This window comes from uncultured Chitinophaga sp. (assembly GCF_937898475.1).
Taxonomy (GTDB): Bacteria; Bacteroidota; Bacteroidia; order Chitinophagales; family Chitinophagaceae; genus Chitinophaga.
In genome coordinates, this window is sequence record NZ_CALEJS010000040.1 from 76,142 (window position 1) to 88,539 (window position 12,398).

A 12,398-nucleotide genomic window follows, 5' to 3' on the forward strand; every position below is an offset into this window, starting at 1 on the left:
GTGGTGGTGAGGCTAACAACCCAATAAGCGGTTCAACTGTTAAACCAATAAACCACCTGCAGCGGGAATGAAGTACCTGTTAATTGCCATAGTAGCCGGATGTTTATTTGTGCCATTCCTGGGCGCGATGCCACTTTTTTCGCCCAACGAAACAGGCCTGGCAGCCGCTGCCCGGGAAATGCTGGTCAGCGGCCGCTATACCCTGGCCCATGCAGGTTCAGCACCTTTATACGATACCTATCCCCTGTTTGTGTGGCTGCAGGCCGGTAGCATGGTCCTCTTCGGCAGCAGTGATTTTGCTGCCAGGCTGCCCAACGCCATGATCGGCATCATTACCCTGCTGACGGTCTATGCCATCGGTAAAAAACAGGCAGACAGCAACCTTGGGATCTGGTGGGCAATTGTTTTAGCAGGTTCCTGGTTACCTTATTTATTATTTAAATCGGGCCTGGCCGACCCGCTTTACAATTATCTGGCCTTCCTGTCTGTTTACTTTGCCTACCGTATAGCGTATAGCGGTAAACCATTCCGTACGGCAGCGCTCAGCGGGCTTTGCCTTGGACTGGCCGTTCTGACCAACGGCCCTGCCGTCGTCGTCATCCACCTGCTCACCCTGCTGGCCTACTGGATCAGCAGTAAAGGGAAGACGGGTATCCGGCCTGGCCATATAGGCATCCTGCTGCTGGTAGCCTGTTTGCCCGCTGCTTTCTGGCTGGTGTGCGTGGGACTCAGGGAAGGCTGGACCTTTGCAGGCAATTTTTGCCGTCACCAGGCAGCCATACTCCCCCGCATCTTTCTCCGTGGTCCTTTTTATTACTGGACCTTTTTGCCCGGCTGTTTTCCGATGGGCATTTTCCTGTTCACTTATCTGCAACGGCGCGGCCGGCGCTCCATATATGCTACACCGCCGCCCCTGGATATCAGGGCGCTCAATGCCTGGATGTGGAGTATGTGCTGGGTGATATTGCTGGTATGCCCGTCTACGTTATACTATCTGCCTCTCTCCTTCCTGGCTGCCCGGCAGGTATACCGGGTTGCAGAAGGCAGGCATTCCCTGCGCGGATGGAATATCGTTCTATTATTAACGACAGGTATCATTTTGGGTATAGCACTGATACTGCTGCCTGTAGCCGGAGTGTATAAACAGGTGTTAAGTACCAATATCAGGGATCCTTTTATACGGGCTTACCTGGAGGCCAATATACACTGGAGCCTGTTGGAGGTGAGCTATGGCCTTATATATATACTGCTGGTAACGCTGAGCTGCATTGCATTGTTCCGTAAAAAATACCAGGCGGGCTTATTATGGCTTTTCCTGGGCACGGCTATATTTATCGAAGTGGCCCTGCTGCATTTCGGGCCTAAAGTCATGGCACATGCGCAGCAAACAGTGGTTAGCGGTCAGTCGTCAGCCATTAGTAAAAGACAGCTATCGCGGCTTCCTGTACTAACGGCTAACGGCTATGCACTAACGGCTTTTATTTCAAAGCCATATCATATCGTTTCTGTACCTCATTCCAGTTCACCACGTTCCAGAAGGCCGCGATGTATTCGGGCCGCCGGTTCTGATGTTTGAGGTAGTAGGCATGTTCCCATACATCCAATCCCATTACCGGGATGCCTCTTTCCTTCACCAGCTGGTGCATCAGCGGATTATCCTGGTTAGGTGTTGATGTTACGGCCAGTTTCTTTTCCGGAGTAAGGATCAGCCAGGCCCAACCTGAACCAAATACGCCTTTGGCGGCATCGTTGAATTTCTGCTGGAAGGTGTCCCATGAACCGAATGCGCTGTTGATGGCGCTCTTCAGTTTATCAGAAGGGGCTGTTTTTTCTGCAGACAACAATGGCCAGAAAAGGGAGTGGTTATAGTGGCCACCGCCGTTATTACGTATAGCCTTGTCTTTCTCCGTTACCTTATTCAGGATCTGCTCCAGTGTAAGGCTGGCAAAGGTGGTTCCGTTCACTGCTTCATTCAGGTTCTTCACATACGCACCATGATGCTTATCATGATGGATCTCCATCGTCAGTTTATCAATGTTGGGCTCCAGGGCATCGGCGGCATAAGGCAGTGGAGGCAGCTCAAAAGGCGCTTTAGCACCCCCCGTCTTGCCGGTAATGCCGCTTACGGGTGTAGCAGCCAGCAGGCCGGAAGGATTGCTCAAAGCAGCCACCCCTGCCAGGCCGGCCAGTTTAATGAATTCTCTCTTATCCATATCAATAGTATTGAAATTGATGATATAATGACGCAAAGCTAAAAGGCAGTAGCAGGTAAAGCTACAAATATTGCACCACTTATCCGAGTAGTAAGGCTGGCCGCCTGAGTGCGCTATTGCATGACTACGCGTTTAACGGTGCGTTTAAAACTGCGTCTTTCACGGTTAAATTACTGCATATTTATACAGACATGTGGTATGTGCTTAAAAATCATTATCGTTTATTGTGGAAATAATACTATTTTAACTGTAACTTCATGTAGGAAAGTCAATACAAATAACTATTCTGAGATACAATGAGACTATTTATCCCGTGTGGTGACTACATCGTAGTCAATGATGTAATATTTGCTGTACTGGTAAATAAATTGACTATGTTGTACAAGGTGGAAAATGTATTGCCAACTGTCACCTCTACATACACGGGAAGTGCACCGACGCATAAGACGGACTGTTTTGCGAACGTACATTACTAAGAATAACCATAATGTTTAGCAGAGTTTAAAAAAATTAAAGCATTCCTATACATGCTTAAGGTAAAAATATTCAGAGCAGTGGATTATCCGGAAGAATGTATGCGCTATATCAATGGGCATAGGAAGGTACTGGAGGCTTATGGCGTTACCAAAGTAACGTCTGCTTCCACCAATTGGATGTATGAACCTTACACTTACCTGATCAGCGTGGTAGATGATACTGAAGAAAAGATCTATGGAGGATGCCGGCTGCAATTAACGGGCGGTAAAACGCCCCTGCCCATTGAAACGGCTATCAATGCAATGGACCCGGGCATTTACCGCCTGGTACAGACACTACATGAGCAGGGCGGCACCGGTGAATTCTGCGGCCTGTGGAATTCAAGGGAGGTAGCCGGCTGGGGCATCGGCAGCATGATCATTGGCAGGGCTGCCATGGCGGTATTGAACCAGCTGCCCATTACCACCCTGCTGGGCTTCTGCGCCCAGGCCACCTTCAAGAACAGCCAGCGCATCGGGTTCAAGATACTTACCTCCCTGGGCAACAACGGCACCTTTTACTACCCCAAAGAAGATTTGATTGCCACTGCCCTGATCATAGAAGACCCGGTAGAACTCAGTATGGCACACCCCGATGAGCGGGTCAGGATCATGGAGCTGCGCGACCAGCCCTACCTGAGCATTGTATTGAAAGGTCCTAAAGGGACAATGGACCTGCAGTACTACCTGGAGCTCGATGGCATCCCATTTCAGAAACCTTATTACATCACCTGATAACCGGACAACTCAATGGTAAAAAAGGCAGGCTTCACACTGGTTACCATATTCATTGCTATGATACTTCCGCTGATAGGTAACCTGGAACGGCTTTTAGACTATAGGATCGGTATTATTGTTATTGCGATATTTTTACTTAACTTAACTCAGCCGGCATTCAGCATGAAAGAGCAGCGGGAGCACCAGCAAAGCGACCGTTCTTCCATCCTGCTGATCCTTGTAATGTCAATTTCCAGCCTGGTATTGCTGATGTTACAGTGGGGCTACTGGGCCTCTTCCTTACCGGATCAGACCTGGCCGCTCTGGCTCGGACTTATCATGATCATAGCGGGACTTTATATCAGGATCAACGCTATCCGTTACCTGGGACGATACTTTACGGCCAATGTGCAGTCTGTAGATGCACATCGCCTGATCACAGACGGTCCGTACGCACTGGTGCGTCATCCCAGCTACCTGGGCGCCCTACTGATCCTTACAGGCTTTCCCGTACTGCTGGGATCTTTGCCCTGTTTCCTGCTGGCGCTCTTATTGATGATGATCGCCTACTACAAACGGATCACGGTAGAAGAAGCGCTGCTGCTTAACCTTTTCCCGGATGATTATCAACGATATCAGCAGCACACTTACAGGATCATCCCCTACGTCTGGTAATTAAAGCGATGAGGCACGTTTATACATTCATTTATCTTTATCTGAAACGGCTTTCCCTATGGCAGGCGCTTTGCCTTTGCTGCCTGGCTTGTTCCTCCCTGTTACCAGCCCGGGCACAGGACACCATCAAGGTCAGGAACGATGAACGGGAAACACTGATCGGCGCTAACGTATGGCTGCTCAGCCAGGAAAACGATACTATTGAGGACGTAAGCCAGCTGCTGAACAACCCGGGCTTCAAACCCAGCAATAAAAGCATTATTAACTTCGCTCCCGGTCCCGCAGCTCAATGGCTCAGGTTCAGCCTCACAAATAAAACGGGGGAACCCTCCCTCTATATGGAGCTGCCCTATATGAACATCAGTGAGCTCACGCTTTTTATATTTCAGAACGGCCGCCTGGCACATACATTCAAAACAGGCAACCGCTATCCTTTCAGCCAGCGGCCCTACCCTCATCAGCACTTTGTATTTAACCTCTCACTTCCCAAAGACAGCACGGCCACTTACCTGCTGAAGGTAAAAAGCGACCATCCCATCCTGCTGCCACTGAACGTGTGGACGCAATCCCAGCTGGATGCCAATATTAACCAGACTGACCTGATACTGGGCATATACATGGGTATACTGCTGGCCATTTTTGCCTATAACCTCTTTATTTATATATCCACACGGGACCGTGTATACCGTACTTACCTGCTTTACCTGGCGGGACTTGGTCTGGCGCAGGTGATATTAGCGGGATACCTTTACCGCTTTCTCTGGCCCAACTATCCGGAGCTGAACTACTACGGGGTTACCATCAGCACCATGCTCGCGGGCGTGTTCGGTATCCTGTTCATACAGGACTTCCTGAAGGTGGGGCACTACCTGCCTTACCTCAACAAGATACTGAACGGCGTGGCCATCCTTTATATCCTGGCGGCGGTACTAAGCCTGCTGCGCCAGAACATCTATGCCTATACGCTGCTGAACATCTGCAGCGGGGTGGTTAGCCTGCTCCTGTTGTTAAGCTCCGCACTGGTATTGGCAAAAGGCAACCGCCAGGCCTTGTTTTACCTGGTTGCCTGGAGCGTTTTCCTGGTGGGGCTGATCGTGCTTGTACTGCGCAATGTAGGGGTACTGCCATATAATCATCTGACCACCTATGGCTCTTACGTAGGCTCAGCGCTGGAAACCATCCTGCTGTCCTTTGCACTGGCAGACAGGATCAACATACTGAAGAAGGAGAAGGAAGCCTCCCAGGCCATTGCGTTGGAGGTATCGCAGGAGAACGAAAGACTGGTGCGCGAGCAGAACGTGATACTGGAAACCAAGGTGGCAGAACGGACAGATGAACTGATACGCGCCAATACCGAGCTGAACGCAGCCCTTAAAAGCCTGAAGGAAGCGCAGACGCAGCTGGTAGAGAAAGAAAAGATGGCCTCCCTGGGTCAGCTGACAGCCGGCATTGCGCATGAGATCAACAACCCCATCAATTTCGTTACCTCTAATATCAAACCGCTCAAACTGGACATAGACGATATCAAGGCCCTGCTTGAAAAATATGACCAGCTGGAAAAGCGCCCTGAACTGAAACATGTGTTCGAGGATGTAGTAGCCTATAAAAAACAGATCGACATCACTTTTTTACATGATGAGATAGCAGACCTGATAAAAGGCATAGAAGATGGTGCGGTACGTACAGCCGAGATCGTGAGAGGGCTGCGCACCTTCAGCCGCCTGGATGAAAGCGATGTAAAATCCGTTGACCTGCATGAAGGTCTTGATTCCACACTGGTATTGCTGCGCAACAGCGTGCCGCCCAATGTAAAGATCATCAGGCAATACGGTGATCTGCCCAAGATTGAATGCTATGCCGGTAAGCTGAACCAGGTGTTTATGAACATCATCACCAACTCCTTCAATGCCATCAAAAGCAAGCATAGCGATAAGGAGGAAAGCCTTACCATCACTACGCGGCGCGAAAGCAACGGGCAGGTAATGATCAGCATACGGGATACGGGTACCGGTATGTCGCAGGAAGTGAAAGAGAAAATATTTGATCCCTTTTTCACTACAAAAGATGTTGGAGAAGGCACCGGTTTGGGATTGTCTATTGTTTTTAGTATTATTGAAAAGCACAACGGGCGGATAGTAGTGAATACAGCCCCCGGCGAAGGTGCTGAATTTATTATATATTTACCATTGAAAATTACCAGTCTGCCGAACTAACAATATCCCTGAATGAAAGAGAACCGTATCAGGATATTGTACATCGATGACGAAGTTCATAACCTCAATGCCTTTAGAGCCAGTTTCAGGAGAAGTTATGAGATATACACTGCCAATTCCGCACAGGAAGGCAAATTGCTCTTAAAGAGCGTCGATGTACATATCATCATTGCAGATCAGAAAATGCCTGTTACTACCGGTGTTGAATTCTTCTATGAGATCAGGGAGGTCCTCCCTGACCCTATCCGCATTCTGCTGACCGGCTATACTGATGTAGAAGATATTATTGAGGCTATCAATAAAGGCCATATTTTTTCTTACATTAAGAAACCGTGGGATGAATACGAATTGCAGAATACCATCAGCAATGCGTATGAAATGTACCAGGCGCGCAAAAACCTGAAAGAAAAGATAACAGAGCTGGAAAAGATCAACGACGAGCTTAACAGGTTCATTTACTCCACCTCTCATGATCTGCGTTCACCGCTGATGTCTGTGCTGGGTATTATCAACCTGGCGCGGCTGGATAATTCAGTAAAGGACCCTAACGGTTACGTGGATATGATCGAATCGTGCATACTGAAGCTGGACGGTTTCATTCAGAAGATCATCGAATACTACCGTAATTCCCGCCTGGATGTTGAGCATGAAAAGATCTATTTTGACAGCCTGTTGCAGGAATGCATTGCCAATTTCAAACCCCAGAACACTTCGATAGAATTCCAGCTGAATATAGACCAGCCCGTGGATTTTAAAGGGGATACTTTCCGCATCAGCGTAATTTTAAACAACCTGATATCGAACGCTGTTAAGTATCAAAAGCCGGATGAAGCCAACCCCAAGGTGAACCTGACGGTAAAAGTGGAACCGCATAAGGCCACCATATGGATAGAGGATAATGGTATCGGCATACTGAGCGAGCACCTGAATAACATTTTCAAAATGTTTTTCCGGTCAAAGAATAATAATAAGCCGGGCAGTGGCATTGGTTTATATATAGTTAAAGAGGCGCTGAACAAAATTGGCGGTACAATAAATGTAGAGTCTAAATACGGTGAAGGTACCCAGTTTGAAATAACTATTCCTAACAGAAATGATTTCGATTCCTGATTTACGGATCATATTGATTGACGATAATGAGATAGACCTGCTACTGCATGAAAGGCTTATTACGCTTCAGCAGATCAGCAGGACGGTTCTGTCGTTTACAAGCGCTAACAAGGCATTGGAGTTCCTTTCTTCCAATATCAGCCTGCACCGCATCCCTCCTACCATCATCCTGCTGGATATCCAGATGCCCGAAATGGATGGGTTTGAGTTCCTGTCGGCCTTTGACGCCTATCCTTCAAAGATCAAATCACAGTGTTACATCGTAATGGTATCTTCCTCGCTGGATTATGGGGATATTAACCGTACAAACGCCAACCCGCTGGTAATTAAACTGCTCAAGAAACCCTTGCTGGCAAGGGATCTGAAAGAAACCGTAGGTGAAATATTCAAAGATTTTTAAAGAAGTGTTTGCTTTTTTGGAAAAAAAACTAAATTTGCACTCCGCTTCCAGCAGTACTGCTGCTGACAGGCGGCCAGCAAAGGGGGATTAGCTCATCTGGTAGAGCGCAAGCATGGCATGTTTGAGGTGATCGGTTCGAGTCCGATATCCTCCACCCAGCAAAAAGCCGTTTCCTTTCAGGAGACGGCTTTTTTATTTCCCCTCAGCAGCTGCAGCTATGGCCATGACCCCGAAAATGGCGCCCCCACATTTTATAAAGCTGCTATTGACCGTTACCCAACCTAACCGGCTCATTCTGAAGCACAATAAAAAAATAACAGAAAAAATCATAATATTTAACGAAAGCTACGTATTTTTAATATACCTGTGTAAGCGTATCTTTATTTGTGCTATTCCGATGAAAAGCCCTATACCATGAAATCATCCATACCTTTTAAGCAATCATGTATGTTGATCATTGCAGCTCTAACCTTTCTTTTTGTTGGCTGTAAAAAAGGTGACGTTCCCGCCAAACCGGACAATAGCCATCCGCCCGGAACAGAGACTAACCCTCCACCTGCTGTGGGCAAAACCTATACGCTGACACCGGATGCCAACGGCAGACTGTCAGTGGATAACAGTAATAAATTCTACAAGCCAGGCGATGTGCTGAACCTGAAAGGCAATTTCTCCAGCATTTATTTTACCAATATGAGCGGCAGCGCCACTGCCCCCATCATCATCAGGAACCCGCCCGGCACGGTAACCTATATAGGTAACCCCGGCTGGAACGGCGGCTCATGGGCAGAAGCGCTCAGCTTTACCAATTGCCACTATATTAAAATAGGCGCTGAAAGCAAACGCTCCGAGTTTGTGATACAGGGCGCTACCTCTTCTGCCCGGGCTGCCTATTTTGATCTTATATTAAGAGGACATACCGATCACGTGGAGATCAGGAACCTGACCATTAAAGGCGGCGGCACCGGTATCTGGGCAAAAACAGATCCTGTAAAAAGCGACCCCAGCACCTGGTATCCCAACTCGCAGATGGAAGAACTGTCTATACACAACGTAGAGATCAGCGGAACAAACAATGAAGCCATGTACATCGGGCACACGGCCACTTACTGGGACCTGACAGCCAATCTATCCTTCTACGATTCTCCGGATAAATTTACCCCGGGTCATGAATATGTACAGCCCAGGCATAATGTAAAGATATACGACAACTATGTGCATGATGTTGGTGCAGATGGTATACAGACTTCTGCTATTGACCAACTGGAAGTATATAATAACGAAGTAACGAACTGGGCACTGCAGCATAACTCTGCTCACAACGGCGGTATACTGATAGGTGGCCGCACTACCAACACCAACACGCACGACAACTACGTGCATGATGGCTGGGGAGAATTGCTACAGTTTTATGGATCCGGCGAGAACGGATCTGTCCATATTATCCACAATAATCTTTTCCGCGATAACATGGAAGGCAATGATGGCGTAAGCATCAGGGGTTCCAACAAAGCAGTTGTGAAGATCACCAGCAACACGGTGGCAAGAACCGGTGGCAACAGCATCCGCCTGAGCGGCTTTACAGGCATGACCTCACAGCAGATAGCCAACAGCAATGCGCTGATACAACCAAGAATGGGCGGCGCTCCGCTTTATCCTAACGCATACATTTATACGGAAGGGGGCGCTACTGTTTTAGAAGGAAGCGGCGCTGAAGCCAACACAAAATTCAGCACCGTAGAAGCAGCAGATGTAGATGTAAGTAACTTCTATCAGCCACGGCTAAACTCACCACTTTCAACTTCCGGTTACAGAAAAAGGGGGTAAACCGGACACCCCTGTATTTTTGGTTAAACAATCAAAACAAAAAATTATAAAAAATTTTAAGAGTTAGAGTTTTTTATATATTATAACATTACTCTATTCATTACATATTTTTTTTAATCAGGTTAGGTATAAAGTATTACTTATCGCCTGAAGGCCCGCCACAGGCATAACTTTCAGCTTACGGACATCCACCAACGTAGCAGGTATAATTTTTTAAAATAAGTTCCGTTTTTTTGCAAACACATTTTGAGTACTAAACACAACAAATCAACACCGCAACATCCATATCTTGTATAACCTCTACCACAACATCCATTAGTATATGTCATTAATGCCGGTTATGTACTACCTGTCACATAATTGTCATGCTGACACCCTGTTTGCTTTTACTTTTTAACAATTAAACCATACCGAAAAACCATGAGAGTTCTAAGCCAACTTTATGCAGGAAAACTGTTTGCTGCCGTTGTTACTGCCGCTTCAATCCTGGCTGTAAGCTGTAGCAAAAACGAATTAGCAGACACTGTGAAACCCGGGGCAGATTCAACTGCCGAAGTATCAGTAGAAGGCAACCGCGTTTCCGGAAGACAATTTACCCTTACACCAGACGCCAACGGGTACCTGAGCGTAAACAACAGCAACGGTTATTACAAGCCCGGTGACGAGATCTTCCTGAAGGGTAATTTCAAAGCAGTTTATTTTTACAACATGAGCGGAACTGCTGATCTTCCGATCTACATTAAACATCCGGTTGGCGCTGTAACTACCATTGGTAATCCTAACTGGGCAGGCGGTTCCTATGCAGAAGCGGCCCGCTTCTCAAACTGCCACCACATTAAGTTTGGCAGTCCTACCGGCAAAAATTATTTCAAGATCACAGGTTCTACCCAGTCTGCCCGCCAGGCATACTTCAACCTGATCCTGGCAGAGAAGACAGACAATTTCGAGATCAGGAACCTGACCATCACCAATGGCGGTACCGGTATCTGGGCTAAAACAGATCCTAAGAAGAACGACCAGAGCACCTGGTATCCGAACTCACAGATGAAGAACCTGACCATCTACGGCTGCGAAATCAGCGGCACCTGGAATGAGGCAATGTACATTGGACATACCGCCACTTACTGGGACCTGACTTCCAACACTTCCTACTACGGTGATAAATCCGGCTTTACTTCCGGTCACCAGTACGTACAGCCCATCAAATGGTCTAATGTGAAGATCTACAACAACTATGTACACGATGGTGGTGCAGATGGTATCCAGACTGCCGCTATTGACCTGCTGGAGGTGTACAAGAACGAAGTGAAGAACTGGGCGCTGCAGCACAACTCTTCCCACAATGGCGGCATCCTGATTGGCGGCCGCGTTACAAGGTCTAACGTACATGACAACTACGTGCATGATGGCTGGGGAGAATTGCTACAGTTTTACGGTGAAGGCGCCGGACACATTCTGCGCAATAACCTGTTCCGTGACAACCAGGGCGGCCACGATGGTATCAGCTTAAGGGGTACCGGTCAGGCTACCATTACCATCAGCAACAACACCGTTGCCAGAACAGGTGGTAACAGCCTTCGCATCAACGGCTTCAACGGCCAGATGACTGCTCCGCAGATCATTAACGCCAACGTGTTTATCCAGCCGAGAATGGGTGGCGGACCGCTGTATGACAACGCTTACATCTATACAGAAGGTGGTGGTACTTACAAAGAAGGTACCGGTACACTGGCTGACAAGAAATTTGCAACCGTTACAGCTGCCAAGGTAAATACCAGCTACTTCTATCAACCGATGTCTGGTTCCACTATCGGAACTGCCGGTTATAAAGTTCAGTAAAAAAAGGCCCTGGCGCCATCAACCAATAAGCCGCAGCCTGTTGCGAACATGATCATTGCTGATGATCGTTCCGTAACAGGCTGTGGCCTTTTTATTTCCAGAAGCCCTGGGATTTTATCTGTATACCGCTGATGCCCTGGGCCTTCAGCAAGTTCCTTAACTGTACTACCACGGGTATCTGCCCCACCAGGTAGAATACCGTATTGCTGTAAAAATGATGCCCGGCTACCCATTGCAGTAATGCATTGCTATCATGCCCGGGTGTTTTAACTACTGCCTGTACGGTGCCAAAGTCACAGAAATATTCCCGGAACGCATCCTGGTGTGCAGGCTCCGAAAAAGCAATGGCACCTGTTACCGAAAGCGGGCGCTTAGCCAGCTGGTGTAGTGCAACAAAATGACCTATCGCGCTTTCATCTCCCAGGAACACCAGGTGCACATTGTCAGCCGGTTTCTGCATGGAAGAACCGATGCCTACATAAGAGATGATATCGCCGCTCTGCAGATTGCGGGCCCATCGTGCCCCCGCCCCATCATGACCGGTGTGTATGATCAGCGTACAGGTAGCTGTTTCTGCATCCCAGCCGCAGGGGGTGTAATCGCGGTACTCAAAATCTGCCACTTTACATTTGATATGCTGCGCCTGTGTCCATTTATGCATATTAACCCCGGGCAGGTGAAGATCTACTTCCATGACAGCGTCTGGCTGCCAGGCGCGTACCGCCAATACGGTACCTGTTTTAGACATCCGTTGTTCTATCAGGGATATCGCTTTCCGTTTAATCAGCTGAAGAGTAGCTCCCATAGACGATGATTAAATGATTATGTGATGTATTCAAAATAATATGCAAAACAACAACATCGTCCTCCGCAGGAAAGGGACAAAACATGG

Annotated in this window: 10 protein-coding genes and 1 tRNA gene; 9 read left to right on the plus strand and 2 right to left on the minus strand. The window is 47.9% G+C overall.

Annotated features, from left to right (window positions below):
- Positions 1-67: 67 nt before the first annotated feature.
- Entirely contained in the window at positions 68-1,576 is a 1,509-nt protein-coding gene (locus Q0577_RS23570; RefSeq protein WP_298740696.1) for a glycosyltransferase family 39 protein, read from the plus strand.
- On the opposite strand, the gene Q0577_RS23575 is transcribed toward Q0577_RS23570, so the two are convergent.
- Positions 1,479-2,213, minus strand: coding sequence for a superoxide dismutase (locus tag Q0577_RS23575; protein WP_298740698.1), 735 nt, complete (start codon positions 2,211-2,213; stop codon positions 1,479-1,481). The genes Q0577_RS23570 and Q0577_RS23575 overlap by 98 nt on opposite strands.
- A 527-nt stretch (positions 2,214-2,740) precedes the next feature.
- Here Q0577_RS23575 and Q0577_RS23580 point away from each other — a divergent pair.
- The 8 genes from Q0577_RS23580 to Q0577_RS23615 all read left to right on the plus strand — a co-directional run bounded on the left by Q0577_RS23580 (position 2,741) and on the right by Q0577_RS23615 (position 11,506).
- Positions 2,741-3,463 carry a hypothetical protein gene (locus Q0577_RS23580; RefSeq protein WP_298740700.1) on the plus strand — a complete coding sequence of 241 codons (723 nt, stop codon included), beginning with the start codon at positions 2,741-2,743 and terminating at the stop codon, positions 3,461-3,463.
- Positions 3,464-3,478: 15 nt separating this feature from the next.
- Positions 3,479-4,120, plus strand: coding sequence for an isoprenylcysteine carboxylmethyltransferase family protein (locus Q0577_RS23585; protein WP_298740702.1), 642 nt, complete (start codon positions 3,479-3,481; stop codon positions 4,118-4,120).
- Positions 4,121-4,128: 8 nt separating this feature from the next.
- Positions 4,129-6,333 (plus strand): 7TM diverse intracellular signaling domain-containing protein, encoded by a 2,205-nt coding sequence (locus tag Q0577_RS23590; RefSeq protein ID WP_298740704.1) that lies wholly within the window; start codon positions 4,129-4,131, stop codon positions 6,331-6,333.
- 12 nt (positions 6,334-6,345) lie between these two features.
- Positions 6,346-7,443 carry a hybrid sensor histidine kinase/response regulator gene (locus tag Q0577_RS23595; protein WP_298740706.1) on the plus strand — a complete coding sequence of 366 codons (1,098 nt, stop codon included), beginning with the start codon at positions 6,346-6,348 and terminating at the stop codon, positions 7,441-7,443.
- Positions 7,427-7,843, plus strand: coding sequence for a response regulator (locus tag Q0577_RS23600; RefSeq protein ID WP_298740708.1), 417 nt, complete (start codon positions 7,427-7,429; stop codon positions 7,841-7,843). The genes Q0577_RS23595 and Q0577_RS23600 overlap by 17 nt, the downstream gene beginning before the upstream one ends.
- An 81-nt stretch (positions 7,844-7,924) precedes the next feature.
- A tRNA-Ala gene (locus tag Q0577_RS23605) sits at positions 7,925-7,997 on the plus strand.
- Between the two features lie 293 nt (positions 7,998-8,290).
- Positions 8,291-9,667, plus strand: coding sequence for a right-handed parallel beta-helix repeat-containing protein (locus Q0577_RS23610; protein WP_298740712.1), 1,377 nt, complete (start codon positions 8,291-8,293; stop codon positions 9,665-9,667).
- 420 nt (positions 9,668-10,087) lie between these two features.
- Positions 10,088-11,506 carry a right-handed parallel beta-helix repeat-containing protein gene (locus Q0577_RS23615; RefSeq protein ID WP_298740713.1) on the plus strand — a complete coding sequence of 473 codons (1,419 nt, stop codon included), beginning with the start codon at positions 10,088-10,090 and terminating at the stop codon, positions 11,504-11,506.
- A 91-nt stretch (positions 11,507-11,597) separates the two neighbouring features.
- Here Q0577_RS23615 and Q0577_RS23620 read toward each other — a convergent pair whose 3' ends face one another.
- Positions 11,598-12,311 carry a siderophore-interacting protein gene (locus Q0577_RS23620; RefSeq protein WP_298740714.1) on the minus strand — a complete coding sequence of 238 codons (714 nt, stop codon included), beginning with the start codon at positions 12,309-12,311 and terminating at the stop codon, positions 11,598-11,600.
- Positions 12,312-12,398 lie beyond the last annotated feature (87 nt).